We start from the raw sequence: 18,417 nt of genomic DNA on the forward strand, positions 1-18,417 counted from the left end.
GCAACAGCGCCGGGCCTTGCTATGTGGAAAGGGCGCGGCTATCCGGAGGCAGCGGAGGTGTCATCGGCCGCATTGCCGCCGTTGCCCACAATGACAGCCAGGACGCCCAGCCCCGCATGCGCCGCGAGCACGGCGGGGAGGGAACTGATCTGGGCGGGAGCGCACTGCGGCAGGGCAGCTGCCAGCCGTGCGGCGAGGCCCTGTGCCTCCGCAGGGTTTCCAAAGTGGTGGACGGCCAAGCGCACACCGTCCGGGCGGGCAGCAGCGTCGGCGGCGACGATTTCCTCAAGCCGGGCGACTGCTTTGGCAGCGGACCGAACCTTTTCCAGCGGCACGATCCTGCCTCCGTCGACCGCCAGGATGGGTTTGATGGCCAGCATGGTGCCCCACAGCGAGGCTGCCGCACCGATCCGTCCGCCGCGGCGGAGCTGCTCCAGGCTGGGAACGTAGAAATAGACCTTGGTGCCGGCCGCCTGTTCCGCGGCCGCAGCGGCCACAGCCCCGGCGTCGGCGCCTTCCGCCGCGGCGCGGACGCCTTCCTGGACGGCCATCCCGAGGGCCATGCCCACAGTTGCCGAGTCCACCACTGTTACGGGGATACCCACCCGGCCAGCCGCAAGGCGTGCCGCGTCCGCGGTACCCGACAGGCCGCCGGAGATATGCACGGAGACCACTGAGTCGTAGCCCCGGCGCTGGGCGGCCAGGTAGGCCTGTTCGAACTGTCCGGGCGATGGCCGGGAGGTCTTCACGGACGTCCCGCTGGCAAGGGCCAGCGCGATGGTTTCCGAAATATCGTCCTCGCCCTCGCCGTAGATTTCCTCGCCTACCATCACGGGCATGGGAATGACGGTCAGGCGGCCGTCGCCGCAGAGCCCTGCCGACCAGTCCGCCGGCAAAGCGGAGGCGGAATCAGTCACCACGGCGGTACGGACGACGGCGACCGGCAGCGCTGCGTCGCTGCCCCGCCGTGCGGCGTCCTGCCGGGCGCGCAGGGCTGCCACGCGTGCCCGGAACCAGGGCCAGGCAGGGGCGTCGCGGTCGGGCAAGGGGCCTCCTGGAATCAAGCAGGCCGCCGGAAAATTTCCGGCGGCCCGGTCCGGCTACGCCGGGACGATGTTGACCAGTTTAGGGGCGCGGACGATGACCGTGCGGATGCTCCGGCCATCGAGGGCGCGCTGGACGTTGTCCGAGGCCAGCGCCAGTTCCCGCAGCTGGTCCTCGGAGACATCCGGGGAAACCTCAAGCCTGTCCCGCACCTTCCCTTGGACCTGCACCACGGCGGTGACGGTGTCCTGCACCAGGAGCGAAGCGTCGTAGGCCGGCCAGCCGGCGTTGGCCACCGACGCTGGGTGTCCCAGGACACTCCACATGTCCTCGGCGGTGTAGGGAGCGAAGAGACTCAGGATCACGGCGACAGCTTCCGCCGCCTCCCGGACTGCCGGATCGGCGCCGCCGGCACCGGAATCGATGGCCTTGCGGGTGGCATTGACCAGCTCCATCAGCTTGGCCACCACCACGTTGAACTTGTTGGCGTCCAGCAGTTCGGCGGCGTCCGCGATGGTCCGGTGCGTGACTGACCGCAGGGCGCGGTCACCGGTAGTGACGTCCACGCCGGGTGCGCTGGCCACGTCCTGGGCGAGGCGCCAGGCACGGGCCAGGAACTTCGCCGATCCGGACGGTGAAACATCGGCCCAGTCGACGTCGTCCTCGGGCGGGGACGCGAAGATCATGGTGAGCCGTACGGCGTCCACGCCGTACTTGTCCAGCTGCTCGCCCAGGTCCACGCCGTTGCCCAGCGACTTGCTCATGGCCTTGCCGCCGTTGAGGACCTGTCCCTGGTTGAGGAGGGCTCTGAACGGCTCGTCGGCGTCGATCATGCCGAGGTCGTGGATGACCTTGGTGAAGAACCGGGCATAGAGCAGATGCAGGATGGCGTGCTCCACGCCGCCCACGTACTGGCCCACGGGCATCCAGTCGTTGATTTTCTCCGGGTCGAACGGACCCTCCGTGTAGTGCGGTGAGACGAAACGCAGGAAGTACCAGGACGAGTCAACGAAGGTGTCCATGGTGTCGGTGTCGCGCTTGGCCGGGCCGTGGCAGGACGGGCATTCCACGTTGACCCACGCTTCGGCAGCGGCCAGCGGCGAGGTGCCCTTCGGCGCGAGGTCCTCACCGCGCAGGTCGGCGGGCAGCGTGACCGGCAGCTGCTCGTCGGGAACGGGCACCTCGCCGCAGGCCGGGCAGTGGATGATCGGAATGGGGGTGCCCCAGAAGCGCTGGCGGCTCAGCAGCCAGTCACGCAGCCGGAAGTTGACGAACTTCTCGCCGGTCCCCTGGCGTTCCAGGATGGCGATCGCTGCCGGAATGGCCTCTGCCTTCGGCAGGCCGTCCAGTTCGCCGGAGTTGATCAGTGTGCCCTCTCCCGCGGTGGCGCTGCCGGACACAACTGGATCTTCCTCACCGGTGTCCAGGACCACCCGGACGGGCAGGCCGAAGGTGCGGGCGAAGTCGAGGTCGCGCTGATCGTGGGCAGGCACAGCCATGATCGCGCCCGTGCCGTAGTCGGCCAGGACGTAGTCGGCCGCCCAGACGGGCAGTTTCTCCCCGTTCAGCGGGTTGATGGCGTACCGGCCGGTGAAGACGCCGGTCTTTTCCCGTTCAGTGGACTGCCGTTCGATTTCCGTAAGGGCCTTGACCCGTTCGCGGTAGTCGTCCAGGGCAGCGGCGTGCTCCTCCGTGACCAGCTCGGCGGCGAGCGGCGCGTCCGCAGCCACTACGAAGAATGTCGCGCCGTACAGGGTGTCGGGGCGGGTGGTGAAGACCGTGACCTCTTTGGCGGGCTTGCCGCCGTCGGCTTCGATCACGAAGTTGACGTGCGCACCCTCGGACCGTCCAATCCAGTTCTTCTGCATGGCCAGGACACGCTCGGGCCAGTGGCCGCGGAGCTCGTCCATGTCATCGAGCAGCCGGTCGGCATAGTCGGTGATCTTGAAGTACCACTGGTTGAGGGACTTCTTGGTGACCGTGGTGCCGCACCGCTCGCAGGCGCCATTGACTACCTGTTCGTTGGCGAGCACGGTCTGGTCCTTGGGGCACCAGTTGACCGGGGAGTCCTTCCGGTAGGCCAGGCCGCGCTCGTAGAAGCGCTTGAACAGCCACTGGGTCCAGCGGTAGTACTCGGGGTCCGAGGTGTGCAGGCGGCGGGACCAGTCGACGGAGATGGCGTAGCGCTTGAAGGACGCCGCCTGGGTATCGATGTTGGCGTAGGTCCACTCGCTGGGGTGGGCGTTGCGCTTGATGGCGGCGTTTTCCGCAGGCAGGCCGAAGGAATCCCAGCCGATCGGGTGCAGCACGTCAAAGCCCTGCTGGCGCAGGTAGCGGGCCACGACGTCGCCCATGGCGAACGCTTCGGCGTGGCCCATGTGGAGGTCGCCGGACGGGTAGGGGAACATGTCCAGCACGTAGCGCCGCTCCCGGGACCCGTCGTCGACAGGGGTGAAAACCTTGAGGTCTTCCCACACCTGCGGCCACTTGGCCTCGATGGCCGCAAAGCTGTAAGTGCCCTCGTCGGGCACCTCTGCCTGCACTGTTGCTGATGTTCCGGTCTCTGTCTCCGGCTGAACGCCCACTGCTGCCCTCTTCTGTTCTGTTACGGCATCGGTGCTGCCATAACGGCCTGATCCTCCTGCTGCCGGCCCGGAATTATGCCCGGACACACAAAAGCCCCTCGCCAGGGAGGGGCTGCCGCACGGCTTTCCGTTGTTCCGGACGCCGGGCGGCTAGCTAAGCAGAAGGATCGCACGCATAAAACCACTTTAGCGCACCCGCACGTCCCCCTAAACGTCAGTCGCCACGAGCGGCTGAAGCAGCAGCGGGACCCTCTGCACGACGATGAAGGGTGACGACGGCGAAAGCAAGGAATGCGGCCCCTCGCCCGGGTGTTGTGGGCACCGCGATGGGCCCCCTGCTGCGAGGGCCCCGCCGCGAGCTTGCGAGCGGAGGGAGCAGCAGGGGACGGGCGGGGCAGGGGCCGCCTTCCTTGCGTGGTGAGACGGGGCCCCGCCGCACCACGAACAGCTGAATTGCCGGTTACTTCACGTCCTCGTCGACCCAGTCCATGGACTTGGTGACGGCCTTCTTCCAGAGCCGCAGCTGGCGCTCCTGTTCGGCCTGGTCCATTTGTGGTTCCCAGCGCTTGTCTTCGGACCAGTTGGCCGACAGTTCGCCGAGGTCCTTCCAGAAGCCCACGGCGAGCCCGGCTGCATAGGCCGCACCGAGTGCCGTGGTCTCAACCACCTTGGGCCGGATGACAGGGACGCCCAGGATGTCCGCCTGGAACTGCATGAGGGCGTCGTTGGCCACCATGCCGCCGTCGACCTTCAACTCGGAGAGCGGAACGCCGGAGTCCGCGTTGACGGCGTCAAGCACCTCGCGGGTCTGGAAGGCGGTGGCCTCCAGGGCGGCCCGGGCGATGTGGTTCTTGTTGACGAACCGCGTCAGGCCCACGATCGCACCGCGTGCGTCCGAACGCCAGTACGGCGCGAAGAGTCCGGAGAACGCCGGGACGATGTACACGCCGCCGTTGTCCTTGACTGCCGCGGCCAGGGTCTCGACCTCGGGGGCGCTGCTGATGAGGCCGAGGTTGTCGCGCAGCCACTGGATCAGCGATCCGGTGACGGCGATGGAGCCTTCCAGCGCGTAGTGCGGCGCGGCGTCACCGAGTTTGTAGCCCACGGTGGTCAGCAGCCCGTTCTTCGAGTGGACGATTTCCTCGCCGGTGTTGAAGATGAGGAAGCAGCCGGTGCCGTACGTGTTCTTCGCCTCGCCGGTCTGGAACGCGGCCTGGCCGAAGGTTGCCGCCTGCTGGTCGCCGAGGATCCCGGCCACGGGGACTTCGCGCAGCAGCTGCGAGGTGTGCACGGTGCCGTAGACCTCGGAGGAGGACTTGATGTCCGGCATCATGCTGCGGGGAACACCGAAGATTTTCAGGATTTCCTCGTCCCACTGCAGCGTGTCCAGGTCCATGAACAGGGTGCGCGACGCATTGGTCACATCGGTGACGTGGACGCCGCCGTCCACCCCGCCGGTGAGGTTCCACAGGACCCAGGCGTCCGTGTTGCCGAACACGAGGTTCCCGGCCTCGGCTTTAGCGCGGGCGCCGTCCACGTTGTCCAGGATCCACTTGATTTTGGTGCCGGAGAAGTAGGTGGCCAGCGGCAGGCCCACCTTCTGCTTGAAGCGGTCCGCGCCGCCATCTTTGGCCAGCTCATCCACGATGTCCTGGGTGCGGGTGTCCTGCCAGACGATGGCGTTGTAGACGGCCTCGCCAGTGGTCTTGTCCCACACCACGGCGGTTTCGCGCTGGTTGGTGATTCCGACGGCGGCGATATCGTGCCGTGTCAGGTTCGCCTTGGAGAGGGCGGAGGCGATGACCTCGCGGGTGTTGTTCCAGATTTCGGCGGGCTTGTGCTCCACCCACCCGGCCTGCGGGAAGATCTGCTCGTGTTCCATCTGCCCCGAGGAAACAATCTTGCCGCTGTGGTCGAAAATGATGGCGCGGGTGCTCGTGGTTCCCTGGTCAATAGCGATAACGAACTGGTTCATGGTGACGTCCTTGTCTTGGGTTGGGTCAGTGGCCGGCGTGGCTCACTGGCTGGGAGATTGGTCAGGCAGCTGCGGTGATGATGATCGGAACCAGCTTGGCGACAAGCCCGCCCAGGGCACCGCCGACAAGCGGGCCCACAACGGGGATCCATGAGTAGCCCCAGTCGCTGGAGCCCTTGCCCCTAATGGGGAGCAGGGCGTGGGCGATGCGGGGGCCGAGGTCACGGGCCGGGTTGATGGCGTAACCGGTGGGACCGCCGAGGGAGACGCCGATGCCGACGACGAGCAGCGCCACAGCGAGCGGGCCGAGGCCGGACGGGGTGCCGCCGAGGGTCAGGATCACGAACACCAGAACGAAGGTGCCAATGATCTCGGTCACCAGGTTCCAGGTGCTGTTCCGGATGGCCGGGCCGGTGGAGAAGACGGCGAGTTTGCTGGCAACCTCTTCTTCGACGTCGAAATGCTGCTTGTAGGCCAGCCAGCAGACCACAGCACCGAGGAACGCTCCGAGCATTTCGCCACCGAAGTAGGTCAGTGTGGAGGCGAAATCAACGGGAACATCCGGAGCATACTCCGCCTTCCCGTTCACCAGGAGCCCAAGTGTCACGGCGGGGTTAAGGTGTGCCCCCGATTTCGCGGCCACAAAGACACCCGCGAAAACAGCGACACCCCATCCCCATGTGACCATCAGGAATCCGCCGCTGTTGCCTTTCGTGCCCCGCAGGGCCACGTTGGCCACGACGCCGCAACCCAGCAGGGTGAGCATCGCCGTTCCGAATACTTCGGAAAGGAAAACAATTCCAAGAGACATCCTTGACTCTCCTTATTTTCTGTTGTCAGTCCTTCGCGGGTTGAAGGACCGTTTGCCGGGACGGGTTGCCGCCCCGGCCGCCAGCCGGGCCCTAGGCGACCAGGCTGTGGGTTTCCACGCGGTGGAACCGCTGCAGCACGTCCTGCGCGTGCCGGATCTCGGCGGCCCGGGCCGCAGCGTCCCAGCCCAGGGGTACCGCGAGCACCTCGGCCATTTCGTTGAGCAGCTCACCGGTCACCAAGCCGCGGAAGGCCAGGGACGTCCGGCGGATGAGCACGTCCGCCAGGTGTCCGATCTGTTCGTGGGCTGCCATGAATTCCAGTTCCCGGGCACTGAGTTCGCGGGTGGAGCGCAGGAGGTGGTCGGGTCCGGCATCCAGGTACGCCATCACGGCCTCCGCACGCGTTCCATAGCGGGTCAGCAGCCCGGCGGTCCGGTCCGCGTCCCGGCCGGCAGCCATGTGCTGCTTGATCCACTTCTGCACGCCGGCCTCATCGGCGGGGAAGCCTGCGCCGCCGCCGATGGCCAGCTGGGCGGTGGACACCTTGCGCTGCACGCCGAGCTCCGCGAGGACATCGTTGGTCAGGTGCTCGGCCAGGGCGCGGAAGGTGGTCCACTTTCCGCCTACCAGGCTCAGCACGACCGCGCCGGCGCCGGACCCGATACTGCCCGGTCCGCGGCGCTCAATCCGGTAGTCCCGGGAAACGAAGCCGGGCTGCGTCGCGTCATGCCGGGGCAAAGGCCGGACGCCGGAGAAGGTATAGACGATCTGTTCCCGGCTGACCGGGATGTCCGGGAAGACGTGGCCGATCAGTTCGAAGAAATAATCGATTTCCTCATCCGTGCAGACGGCGTCCTGGCCCATGTCTGCGTCCACGTCAGTGGTCCCCACCAGGACCCGGTCGCCCATCGGGTAGATAAGCACGATCCGCCCGTCGGTGTGCTCGAAAAAGATCTCGCGCCCGTTGCAGGCGCTAAGCAGGGCCGGATGGTCAAGCACGATGTGTGAGCCCTTGGTGCCGCCCATAAAGGTGGAGGCGGCTCCCATGGCCTCGTTGGTGAGATCCACCCAGGCGCCGGTGGTGTTGACGATGACATCGGCCGTGAAGTCGAATTCCTCACCGGTGAGCTCATCGCGCAAGCGGACAGTGCTGCCCTTGCCGGTGCCGCGGTTAGGCTGTCCGGTCAAAGACTTGAGAGAGAGGTAGTTGCTGGCGCGGGCCGTGTTGCCCTGGGTATTGGCGGTCCCGGCTGCCTGGCCCGCTTTCTCGCCGTCCTGAAGCACGTCGAGGGTGAGCCGCTCCGGATTGTGCACCGAGGCGTCAAAGTAGGTGGCCGTGTATTTGATGTCCGGGCGCAGACGGGGCAGTTCAGCCAAGGCGCGTTTCCTGCCCCTGAACTGGTGCCGGGGCACGCTGCCGCCGTCGCGGGAAAAAGCGTCGTAGAGGCTGAGGCCAACCTTGATGAGGAAGGCACCGCGTTCTGTTGGCTTGCCCTGCTGTTTGTGGGTCAGGAACCGCAGCGGAGCGGCAAGGATACCGGAAAAGGTGCTGAAGATGGGGATGGTGGTCTGCAGCGGCTTCACGTAATGCGGTGCAATCCGGAGCAGCCGGTTGCGCTCCACAACTGATTCCCGGACCAGCCGGAATTCGCCGTTCTCGAGGTAGCGGATGCCGCCGTGGATCATGTGCGAGGACGCGCCGCTGGCGCCCTGGCAGTAGTCTCCGCGCTCCACGAGTGCCACGTCCACCCCCTGCAGGGCGAGGTCCCGGAAGGTTCCGACGCCGTTGATTCCGCCGCCTACCACCAGCACTTTTGCGTGGGGTCGCCGCCTCAGGTTGTGGACTGATGAACGCTCTGCGTGAGGCTTCGGCGAGGCGGGGCGGACAGATGAATCCTTGGGTCCCAAAACAACTCCCTTGGGCTTTGTATGTCGCGGGCACCTTCAAGTGCGCCGCCGTTCTCATCTATTGTTTTGACTAATGGAAAATGGAGTCAAGCACTATGCACAAACGTGCAGAACGGAGTTTTCGTGGACCCTTCACGGCACGCTGACGCCCTGCGGGCTGCACAAATGTATTACCTGCAGGACCTCACGATGGACGCCATCGCCCGCGAACTGCGCACCTCGCGTTCCACCGTTTCGAGGCTGTTGTCCTCGGCCCGGGATTCGGGCCTGGTCCAGGTACAGATCCGCAACCCGCTCGATACGGGTCCGGAGCTTGAGGGCCTCATCCGCCGCCGCTACGGCGTCGACGTCCACGTCGTCCCGGTGGTGGAAACCCTCAACGAGGCCGAAACACTGGACCGCGTGGCCATGCAGGCCGCCCGGACCATCGGCCCCCTGGTGGATTCCAATGCGATTATCGGGGTGGCCTGGGGCTCCACGCTGAGTGCCGTCAGCCGGCACCTGACCAGGAAGATCACGCACGACAGCGTCATCGTGCAGCTCAACGGCGCCGGAAACATGCACACCACCGGCATCACCTACGCAAGCGACATCATGCGCCGCTTCGGCAGCGCCTACGGGGCACGGGTGGAACAGTTCCCGGTTCCTGCCTTCTTTGACCACGCGTCCACAAAGACTGCGATGTGGAATGAACGCAGCGTGCAACGCGTCCTCGCCCTGCAGGCCAAGATGAGCATCGCGATCTTCGGGGTGGGCTCGGTTGACGCGGACTATCCCAGCCATGTGTACGCCGGCGGCTACCTGGACGAGAACGACCTGAACATCCTCGCCCACTCGGACGTGGTGGGCGACGTGGCCACCGTCTTCTTCCGGGCGGACGGTTCCTCGGACGGCATTTTGCTGAACGAGCGGTCAACCGGTCCGGCCCTGTCCGAACTCCGGCAGGTCCGGCGCAGGATCTGCGTGGTTTCGGGGGTCTCCAAGATCAATGGCCTCAAAGGTGCCCTCGCGGCCCGCCTCGCAACAGACCTCATCCTCGACGAAGCGACCGCGCGGCGCCTGGTGGGCCTGGAAGGCATGGCGACGGCGAGTAGGTAGAGTCGACATTATGAGGACCCCACCGCGGCTTGGCCTGAACAATGGCGTGCTGATCGACCAGCTGGGCTTCGGCCTGTACAAGGTGCCGCCAGCGGACACGGCCGGGCTGGTGGCCATGGCCCTCGACGCCGGCTACCGACACTTCGACACCGCCGCCATGTACGGCAACGAGACCGGTGTTGCCCGCGGCATCAGCACGCAGCTGGGAACCCAGGCCGGCACCGGCGGTTCCGGGGAACTTTTCCCGGCCCTTGCCAGGGAAGACCTGTTTATCACCACCAAGGTGTGGAACGACCACCACGGCTACGACGCAACCCTCCGTGCGTTCGACGACTCCATGGTCAACCTCGGCCTCGACTACGTGGACATGTACCTCATCCACTGGCCCTGCCCCCGGCGTGGACTGTTCCAGGAAACCTACCGGGCCCTGGAAACGCTCTACCGGGAGGGCAAAGTCCGCGCCATCGGGGTCAGCAACTTCCTGCCGGCCCACCTTGACCGGCTGCTGCAGACGGCGGAAGTCACACCGGCCGTCAACCAGATCGAACTCCACCCTTGGCTGCAGCAGCACGAGCTGAGGAAAATCCACGAAGACGTGAATATCCGGACCGAAGCGTGGAGCCCGCTGGGGCGCGGACAGGTGCTTGCCGACCCCGTGGTGCAGGCCTGCGCCACCGAACACCGCAGGACACCCGCGCAGGTGATCCTTCGTTGGCACATCCAGCTGGGCAACATCGCCATTCCGAAAGCCAGCTCCGAGGCACGCATCCGGGAAAACCTGGACATCTTCAGCTTTGAGCTTTCTGCCCGGGACATGGAAGCACTCGCCGCGCTGGACCGGGGCCAGCGCACCGGCTCCCACCCGGACAACGTCAACTAGGACCTGCATGAAAACAACACACTCCGGGCCGTCCACCGCGCCCGCCTTCTTCAGCCCGGACCTCGCCGGACGCACCCGTGCCTCTTCCGTGCAGCTCTCCGGCGGGAAAGTGGCGTACTGGACCTATGAGCCCGTTCAGGAAACACCCGAGACACGGACCATCCTGGTGATCCACGGGTTCCGCGGCGACCACCACGGACTCCTGCGGGTGGCTGACCAGCTCCCCGACATGCGCCTCATCATGCCGGACCTGCCAGGTTTCGGCAGCTCGCAGGCATTCGGGCCCGGCGGCCACACTGTGGCCGGCTACGGGGCGTTCATCACGGAATTCATGGCCGCCCTGCGGCTGGAACCGGACACCGTGCTTCTGGGCCACTCATTCGGCTCCATCATCACGGCGCACTTTGTGGCCGCCCATCCGGACGCAGTGCATCCCCTGATCCTGGTCAACCCCATTGCCGCGCCGGCACTTGAGGGTCCCAAAGGCATCATGACCAGGCTGGCGGTGCTGTACTACAAGCTGGCCGCCCGCCTCCCCCGCTCCCTGGGGCAGGCCCTGCTGAGGAGTCCGCTGATTGTCCGCGTGATGAGCGAAGCCATGGCCAAAACGACGGACCGGGAACTGCGCCGCTTTATCCACGGCCAGCACCACGCCTACTTCAGCGCGTTCGCCAACAGGGACAGCTTGCTCGAATCGTTTACCGCCTCGGTCAGCAACCACGTAGCCGAAGTGGCCGGACAGTTGCGCCTTCCGGTACTGCTGGTGGCCGGCGAGAAGGACGAAATCGCCACCCTGCCGGACCAGCACCGGCTTCTCGCACTGCTGCCCGACGGCGAACTCGAGGTCATTCCCGGCGTTGGCCACCTGATCCACTACGAGACGCCTGAGCCCGCCGCCCGCTACATCCGCAGCTTCCTTAAGGACCATCCCGCGTGAAGATAGTCATTGATGCACGATTCACCAGGACCGACCACCACGACGGCATCAGCCGCTACGGAGCGAGCCTGATCGAAGCCACCGCGAAGATCGCCGATGTTTCCATGCTGGTTTCGGACCCCCGGCAGCTCGCCCTGCTGCCGGACGTGCCCTACACGCTGATCAACAGCCCCCTGTCCCCGGCAGAACTGTTTGTTGCCCGCAAGGTGAACCCGCTGGGTGCTGACGTGGTGGTTTGCCCGATGCAGACGATGGGCACCTGGGGCCGGAAATACGGGCTGGTCCTGACCCTGCATGACCTGATCTACTACGAGCACCCGGCGCCGCCGGGTTTCCTGCCGGCCCCGGTCCGGCTGCTGTGGCGGCTGTACCACAAGGCGTTCTGGCCGCAGCGGCTCCTCCTGGACCGGGCGGACACGGTGGCAACGGTCAGCAGGACCACCGAGGCCCTGATGGCCAAGTACCGGCTGACCCGGCGTCCGGTCAGGATCATCGGCAACGCCCCCCAGCCGGCCGCGGAACCGCGCCTACCGGAAGCCGGGGCCGAGCCGTCCATCGTCTACATGGGGTCTTTTATGCCCTACAAGAACGTGGAAACCATGGTGGCGGGCATGGCGTCGCTTCCCGGCTTCACGCTGCACCTGCTCAGCCGGATCACTCCGCAGCGGCGCGCCGAGCTGGAGAGGCTCGTCCCGTCCGGGGCCCGGGTGGAGTTCCACAACGGGGTGACGGACGAGGAGTACACCAAGCTCCTGTCCACCGCCACTGCCTTGGTGAGCCTCTCCCGGGCAGAGGGTTACGGCCTGCCGCTCGTGGAGGCGATGGCCCTGGGCACACCGGTGATTGCCAGTGACATTCCTATTTTCCGGGAAGTGGGCGGTGACGCTGCCAGCTACGTTGATCCCGCCTCGCCGGAGCAGTTCGCCGGTGCCGTGATGAGCTTGCAGGACCAGGCCCGCTGGGAGGAAGCTTCACGGCGTTCCCTCGCCCGTGCCGGGGAGTTCACGTGGGACGAGTCCGCCCGCCAGCTGGTGGACGTGGCCCACGACATCGTCGCCCGACGCCGGGGCAGGAAGTAGCACAGCCTAAAGGACGTCCACGCCGTCAAGCCGAAGCTGGAAGGGTTCCGCGCTCCGTTTTGCGGCCGTGGCGGCCCGGGTTGCACGCAGGACCCGCGTCACAGCTGCTGCCTGGGCGTACGGGAAAAACAGGAGTGTGCGGACATCGTCCCCCGACCGGCGCGTTGAGGGCGGTCCGTTCAGGACCACCGGGGCCGGGCCGGCGGTGCGCAGGCTGATTCCGGCCGGGTGCAGCTGGGCTGCCACAGCGGCCGTGAAGTGTTCGACGGCGGCCCGGGGGCCGGTGACCGAGGCAATCCGCACCGCGGGAGGCAGTTGCAGTTCCACCCGCAAGGACAGCTCCCGCCCGGCGTAACCTGCCGGATCCCAGCGGAGCAGGGCACCCACGGCAGAGCTCTCCGATGCCGTAACAACAACGAGCCCGCCATCCGACGCCGGCCGCACCAAGGCGGCGGCGTTGAACCACCGGCGCACTGTGTCCTCACCGGCCCGGAGGTTTTCCCGCCGAAGCAGGGAGTCGCCGTCCAAGAGCAGTGCCGTTGCGTAGCCGCCCTCGGCTACGGGTTCGGCCCCCACGGTGGCCACTACCAGCGACTTTCCCGGGCCCACACTGGCCTTGACCTGGTCGCCGGAGGAGGTGACCACTGTTTTTCCCGGGAAACCACGCCCCAGTTCTTCGGCCGTACGCATCACCCCGGTGGCGCCCTTGCGGAGCTTCCGGCCCCCGCAAAGGGAACAACCCCATTCCAGGGCCGGGGTGGAACACCACCGGCACTGCGGAAGCACCGACCCTCCGCCGGGCAGCGCCAGCGGACCCTGGCAGGCTCCGCAGCGGGCAGGTTCGCGGCACGTTTCACACACCAGCGAGGGCACGTAGCCTGCGCGTGCCACCTGGACCAGGACCGGGCCCCGTTCGAGCCCCTCTTTGGCAGCGCGCCAGGCGGCGGCCGGGAGGCGGGCAATCCTGGCCAGCGGATCCCGCTCTTGTTCGAAGCTGTCGGCCGTGTTCACCACACGCGGGACGATGCCGCGGACCACGTTGCGGCCGGCCTCGACCGAAAGCGCCCAGCCCGTCTCCACCAGCCGGTGAACTTCGGTACTGCGGGTGTGGCCGGCCAGAAGGCACGCTGCGCCCGCCTGCTCGGCGCGCAGGAGCAGCACCTCGCGGGCGTGCGCGTAGGGTGCGCGCTGCTCAATCAGGAGGTCGTCGCCGTCGTCCCAGCAGACAACGAGCCCCAGATCCTTGACCGGGGCATAGGCAGCACTCCTGGTGCCGATGGCCACGCGCGCTGTGCCCGCAAGGAGGCGCAAAAAGTTCTGGTAGCGGGGCGTTGGTCCGTCCTCTGCCGTCAGGCGGGCCACGGCCTGATCCGGCAGCACTTTCTTGACTGCCTCCTCGAGCCGGTCCAGATCACGGTTGTCCGGCACTACCACCAGGGCTCCACGGCCTGAAGCGCAGGCAGCAGCAACCGCCTGGGCCAGCACGTGGGGCCATGCAGCGGGTCCGTACGCCCGGAGCGGGTTGAGGACAGCCCTCGGCGAGCCGCCTTCTGCCAGGTGGCGCAGGAAGGCGGGCCCGTTGCGGTAGTCGCCCCAAGCACCGGACTGGACTCCTGTCACGGATGGCGCGGCGGTTCCAGCGGCACCGTCTTCCATGGGTGCAGCGGCATCGACACCGGCGGGGTAATCCTTTTCCAACCGGGCTACCCGGGGTGGGACGGCGACGCGGAGGACATCGCTCACCGTGCCGGCATACCGGGCGGCGACGGCAGTAGCGAGGTCGCGGATGTCCGGTGTCAGGACGGGAACCGGGGAAACCACCTTCGCCAGCGGCAAGAGGGTGTGGCCGGCGTCGGACTCGGCCACCCGCTCCGTAATGAAGCCACTGAGATCCTGACCGTTGAACTTGACCTTGACCCTGGCTCCGGGACGGGCGTCTTTGTCGAGCGCGGACGGAACACCGTAGTCAAACGGCCGGTCCAAGTGGGGCAGGGAGGACTCCACCAGGACTCGGGCCACCGGCAGGTGGTCCGCGAACCGCGGTCCGGCGTGCTGTTTACGGTCCGGGAAGCCCTGCAGCAGGGATGGCTGGACGCCGGCCTGCAGGTCCAGTGATGGTTTGGCCGACCCGTCAGCAACCACTGCGGCTACCTCCGTTCAGCATCACCCAAGTGGACAGAGCCAGAAAACCACCAGGCACAGACATCCGTGCCCGCGGCAGGGCCGCGGGCACGGCCCGCCGGGTTTGATCAGGCGTTGAAGAAGGCCTTCAGGTCATCAACGCGGTCCAGGCGTTCCCAAGTGAAGTCCGGATCGTCGCGGCCGAAGTGGCCATGCGCGGCTGTCTTGGCGTAGATGGGCCGCTTCAGGTCCAGGGCGTCGATGATGGCCCGCGGGCGAAGGTCGAAAATCTCCGCGATGGCGGCGCTGATGCGTGCCGGGTCCACCGTTTCGGTGCCGAAGGTTTCAACGTAGGTTCCCACCGGCCTGGCCTGTCCGATGGCGTAGGCGATCTGGATTTCGGCGCGCTTGGCCAGACCGGCGGCCACAACGTTCTTGGCCACCCACCGCATGGCGTAGGCAGCGGAGCGGTCCACCTTGGACGGGTCTTTGCCCGAGAACGCGCCGCCTCCGTGGCGGGCCATGCCGCCGTAAGTGTCAACAATGATCTTCCGGCCGGTGAGGCCGGCATCGCCCACTGGTCCGCCGATCACAAATTCGCCGGCAGGGTTCAAGATGTTGCGGGCGCGTGAGATGTCCAGGTTGGCGCCCGCCAGCACAGGCTCGATGACCACGGACGCCAGATCGGCCCGGAGCTGCTCCAGGCTTGCACCTTCGGCATGCTGGCTGGAAATAACAACTGTCTCAACAGAAACGGGCCGGTCCTTGTCGTACCCAACCGTCACCTGGGTCTTGCCGTCCGGGCGGAGGTAGGCCAGTTCGCCTGACTTGCGGACCTCAGTCAGCCGCTCGGACAGGCGGTGCGCCAGCCAGATGGGCAGCGGCATGTAGGAGGGCGTTTCGTCGCTGGCGTAGCCGAACATCAGGCCTTGGTCGCCGGCGCCCTGGAGGTCGTAGTCGTCCTCCTGGCGTCCCTCGCGGGCTTCCAGGGAATTGAAGACTCCCCCGGCGATGTCATTGGACTGCTGGCCGATGGACACTGAGACACCGCAGCGGGCGCCGTCGAATCCGTTGGCGGAGGAGTCGTAGCCGATGCCCAGGATGGTCTCGCGGACGATCTGCGGGATCTCGACGTAGGCGTCGGTGGTGACCTCACCGGCGACGTGGACCAGGCCGGTGGTGGCCATGGTCTCCACGGCTACCCGGGATTCCGGGTCGGCGGCCAGCAGCGCGTCCAGGATGGCGTCGCTGATCTGGTCGCAGATCTTGTCCGGATGGCCTTCGGTGACCGACTCGGAGGTGAAGAGCCGGAGCGCGGAGGGCGTGGCCCCATGGGACTGGGGAAGGTGCAGCGGTAAAGTCACTCAACTACCTTACTTGTTGGAATCCGTACTCCCCGCAGGAGATGTCCCCGTGCTAAGCGGACGTGGCCAGAAACACTCAGGCGCGGGGCGAAACGTGGTTCAGTTCGAAGCCGATCCGGCTGATGATGGCGGCTGAAACCTCGGTCTTGGTCCCTGACGCCTCCTGTGGTTCGGAGCCGGAGCGCGCCAGGATGACCACGGAGTTGGTGTCCTGGCCGAAGACTTTGTCAGCCCCTACATGGTTGACCACCAGCAGGTCACAGCCCTTGCGCTGGAGCTTTGCCTCCGCGTAGGCCAGCACGTCCCCGTCGCTGTCCCCTGTTTCAGCGGCGAACCCAACGATCAGCTGCTGCGCTCCCCCGGCTCCGGAGCTGTTCCGGCGCTCCACGAGTTCGTGCAGGATGTCAGGGTTGCGGACCAGCGTAATCACGGGATCGGCGGTGTCGTCGCGCTTCTTGATTTTGGTGTTCGAGACCTCTGCCGGGCGGAAGTCAGCCACTGCGGCTGACATGATCACGACGTCGGAATCTGCGGCGGTTGCCAGGGCAGCCTCGCGGAGCTGCAGGGCGGTCTCCACCGGCACCACTTCCACACCTGCCGGCGCAGGAACCTCCATGTGGGCAGCGAGCAGCCGAACTGTTGCCCCGGCATTCCTGGCGGCGACGGCCAGCGCCACACCCTGCTTGCCGGAGGACCGGTTGCCAAGGAACCGGACAGGATCCAGGGGTTCCCGGGTTCCGCCGGCGCTGATAGTAACTGTCTTGCCGGCCAGCGGCAGCTGGTAGTCGGATTGCCCCTGGACCAGCGCCATGGCGGCGTCGAAGATCACTTCGGGCTCAGGCAGCCTGCCCGGGCCGGAGTCAGCCCCCGTCAACCGGCCGGTTGCCGGTTCAAGGACCGCCACACCGCGGCCGCGCAGGGTTTCCACGTTGGCGCGGGTGGCCGCATGCTGCCACATCTCGGTGTGCATGGCAGGGGCGAACAGCACCGGGCCGTGGGCCATCAGCAGGGTGTTCGTGAGGAGGTCGCCGGCCTGGCCGGTGGCTGCCTTCGCCAGGAGGTCGGCCGTCGCCGGAGCAATGACCACCAGGTCCGCTTCGTGGCCCAGGCGGACGTGGTTGACCTGGTGGACGTCGTCGAAAACGCTGTTGCTGACCGGGTTTCCGGACAGCGCCTCCCACGTGGCGGTGCCAACAAAACGGGTGGCGGCCTCCGTGGGGATCACCGTGACGTGATGGCCGGCTTCAGTAAAAAGCCGGAGGAGCGATGCCACCTTATAGGCGGCGATCCCTCCCCCGACTCCGAGGACTATGCGCACGTGACCTCCGTCAACAGCACGTCAGGCGGCAGTGTTACTCCGCGGCTTCGATCGGCGTGGATACCAGCTTGCCTTCGTTGATCTCGCGCAGGGCGATCGAGAGCGACTTTTCGTTCAGCTTGGTGTCAACCAGCGGGCCGACGTACTCGAAGAGGCCCTCGTGCAGCTGGGCGTAGTAGGCGTTGATCTGACGAGCACGCTTGGCACCGAAGATCACCAGGCCGTACTTGGAATCGGCTGCCTCAAGCAGCGAGTCGATGGGCGGGTTGATGATGCCTTCAAGGTTCGTGGACACGAATTCTCCAAATTCCTAGCGGGCTGACGCTTCCCGCGCTCCGTGCGGATGCGGGGTCAGCCCCATGAGTGAAACAAGCTCGTCCGCCGCCCGGCGAACGTCGTCATTGATGACGGTATGGTCGAACTCCGGTTCAGCAGCAAGCTCCAGTTTAGCGGTTTCCAGGCGTCGCTGCTGTTCCTCCGGGGTTTCGGTGCCCCGGCCCACCAGCCGGCGGACCATTTCGTCCCAGCTCGGGGGCGCGAGGAAGACGAACTGGGCGTCCGGCACCGCGGCCTTGACCTGGCGGGCACCCTGCAGGTCAATCTCAAGAAGCACCGAGCGTCCTTCGGCGATGGCCTGGTTCACGGTGCTCTTCAGGGTCCCGTATGTATTCTGCCCGTGGACAACTGCCCATTCGAGGAGTTCGCCATCGGCAACGAGCCGCTCGAACTCCTCCTTGGACTTGAAGAAGTAATGCACGCCATCGATTTCACCCGGCCGGGCTGCCCGGGTAGTGGCTGATACGGACAGCCAGACCTCCGGGTAGTTGTCCCGGATGAAAGTGGACACCGTGCCTTTGCCAACAGCCGTCGGACCAGCGAGGACTGTCAGTCCAGGTTTATTGCTCACGTATTCCTTTTGGGCCGGAGTTCATTGGAAGGCGGCCCGGGGGCCCGCCTAATTCTCGTCTATAAAATCTACCAGCGCCCGGCGCTGGTGGACGCCGAGGCCACGGAGCCTGCGGGAAGCCGCAATGCCCAGCTGCTTCATGATCGCGGCGGCCCGCACCTTGCCGATACCCGGCAGGGACTCCAACAGCTCCGAAACCTTCATCCGCGCCATGGCTTCATCAGCCATGGCCGAGTTGATGATTTGGGCCGCGGAGCTCTTGCCGTTCTTCAGGCTTTCCTTGGCCGCGGCCCGGGTTGCCCTGGCTGCCGCTGCCTTGTTCAGGGCATCAGTCCGTTCGGACGCGGATAAGGGTCGCAGCACCATTAGTTGACACCCCCGGATCTGGG

At 66.3% G+C, this 18,417-nt stretch carries 15 protein-coding genes; 4 read left to right on the forward strand and 11 right to left on the reverse strand.

The window, feature by feature from the left end; all coding sequences use genetic code 11:
* Window positions 1–38: 38 nt before the first annotated feature.
* The 5 genes from BACI348_RS11275 to BACI348_RS11295 form a co-directional block, all read right to left on the reverse strand.
* Window positions 39–1,046, reverse strand: a complete 1,008-nt coding sequence (locus tag BACI348_RS11275) for a DegV family protein (RefSeq protein ID WP_159825841.1) — start codon at window positions 1,044–1,046, stop codon at window positions 39–41.
* A 54-nt stretch (window positions 1,047–1,100) separates the two neighbouring features.
* Complete coding sequence (gene leuS / locus BACI348_RS11280) at window positions 1,101–3,629, reverse strand: leucine--tRNA ligase (protein WP_159825843.1); 2,529 nt, start codon at window positions 3,627–3,629, stop codon at window positions 1,101–1,103.
* Between the two features lie 460 nt (window positions 3,630–4,089).
* Window positions 4,090–5,604, reverse strand: coding sequence for a glycerol kinase GlpK (gene glpK, locus BACI348_RS11285; protein ID WP_159825845.1), 1,515 nt, complete (start codon window positions 5,602–5,604; stop codon window positions 4,090–4,092).
* A gap of 61 nt (window positions 5,605–5,665) precedes the next feature.
* A complete protein-coding gene (locus BACI348_RS11290; protein ID WP_159825847.1) occupies window positions 5,666–6,415 on the reverse strand; it encodes an MIP/aquaporin family protein in 750 nt (249 codons plus the stop codon).
* Between the two features lie 91 nt (window positions 6,416–6,506).
* The gene (locus BACI348_RS11295) at window positions 6,507–8,324 is read right to left on the reverse strand and encodes a glycerol-3-phosphate dehydrogenase/oxidase (protein ID WP_159825849.1); all 1,818 of its coding nucleotides are present in this window, start codon (window positions 8,322–8,324) and stop codon (window positions 6,507–6,509) included.
* Window positions 8,325–8,489: 165 nt separating this feature from the next.
* Between BACI348_RS11295 and BACI348_RS11300 the strand changes: the two genes are divergently transcribed.
* The 4 genes from BACI348_RS11300 to BACI348_RS11315 are packed head-to-tail and all read left to right on the forward strand — an operon-like array spanning window position 8,490 to window position 12,318.
* Window positions 8,490–9,422 (forward strand): sugar-binding transcriptional regulator, encoded by a 933-nt coding sequence (locus BACI348_RS11300; protein ID WP_442858527.1) that lies wholly within the window; start codon window positions 8,490–8,492, stop codon window positions 9,420–9,422.
* 10 nt (window positions 9,423–9,432) lie between these two features.
* Complete coding sequence (locus BACI348_RS11305; RefSeq protein ID WP_159825853.1) at window positions 9,433–10,302, forward strand: aldo/keto reductase; 870 nt, start codon at window positions 9,433–9,435, stop codon at window positions 10,300–10,302.
* A gap of 7 nt (window positions 10,303–10,309) precedes the next feature.
* The gene (locus tag BACI348_RS11310) at window positions 10,310–11,239 is read left to right on the forward strand and encodes an alpha/beta fold hydrolase (RefSeq protein WP_159825855.1); all 930 of its coding nucleotides are present in this window, start codon (window positions 10,310–10,312) and stop codon (window positions 11,237–11,239) included.
* The gene (locus BACI348_RS11315; protein WP_159825857.1) at window positions 11,236–12,318 is read left to right on the forward strand and encodes a glycosyltransferase family 4 protein; all 1,083 of its coding nucleotides are present in this window, start codon (window positions 11,236–11,238) and stop codon (window positions 12,316–12,318) included. The genes BACI348_RS11310 and BACI348_RS11315 overlap by 4 nt, the downstream gene beginning before the upstream one ends.
* Before the next feature lie 6 nt (window positions 12,319–12,324).
* On the opposite strand, the gene BACI348_RS11320 is transcribed toward BACI348_RS11315, so the two are convergent.
* The 6 genes from BACI348_RS11320 to mihF form a co-directional block, all read right to left on the reverse strand.
* A complete protein-coding gene (locus BACI348_RS11320; protein ID WP_236557531.1) occupies window positions 12,325–14,460 on the reverse strand; it encodes a primosomal protein N' in 2,136 nt (711 codons plus the stop codon).
* 107 nt (window positions 14,461–14,567) lie between these two features.
* Window positions 14,568–15,803, reverse strand: coding sequence for a methionine adenosyltransferase (metK, locus tag BACI348_RS11325; protein ID WP_159825859.1), 1,236 nt, complete (start codon window positions 15,801–15,803; stop codon window positions 14,568–14,570).
* A 76-nt stretch (window positions 15,804–15,879) separates the two neighbouring features.
* A complete protein-coding gene (coaBC, locus tag BACI348_RS11330; protein WP_159825861.1) occupies window positions 15,880–17,121 on the reverse strand; it encodes a bifunctional phosphopantothenoylcysteine decarboxylase/phosphopantothenate--cysteine ligase CoaBC in 1,242 nt (413 codons plus the stop codon).
* A 34-nt stretch (window positions 17,122–17,155) separates the two neighbouring features.
* The gene (gene rpoZ / locus BACI348_RS11335) at window positions 17,156–17,416 is read right to left on the reverse strand and encodes a DNA-directed RNA polymerase subunit omega (protein WP_003800778.1); all 261 of its coding nucleotides are present in this window, start codon (window positions 17,414–17,416) and stop codon (window positions 17,156–17,158) included.
* Between the two features lie 15 nt (window positions 17,417–17,431).
* Window positions 17,432–18,028, reverse strand: coding sequence for a guanylate kinase (gene gmk, locus BACI348_RS11340; RefSeq protein WP_159825882.1), 597 nt, complete (start codon window positions 18,026–18,028; stop codon window positions 17,432–17,434).
* Between the two features lie 48 nt (window positions 18,029–18,076).
* Complete coding sequence (gene mihF, locus BACI348_RS11345; RefSeq protein ID WP_159825884.1) at window positions 18,077–18,394, reverse strand: integration host factor, actinobacterial type; 318 nt, start codon at window positions 18,392–18,394, stop codon at window positions 18,077–18,079.
* Window positions 18,395–18,417: the final 23 nt, after the last annotated feature.

Origin of the sequence: Arthrobacter sp. 9AX, assembly GCF_902506095.1 — a bacterium.
Lineage (GTDB): Bacteria > Actinomycetota > Actinomycetes > Actinomycetales > Micrococcaceae > Arthrobacter.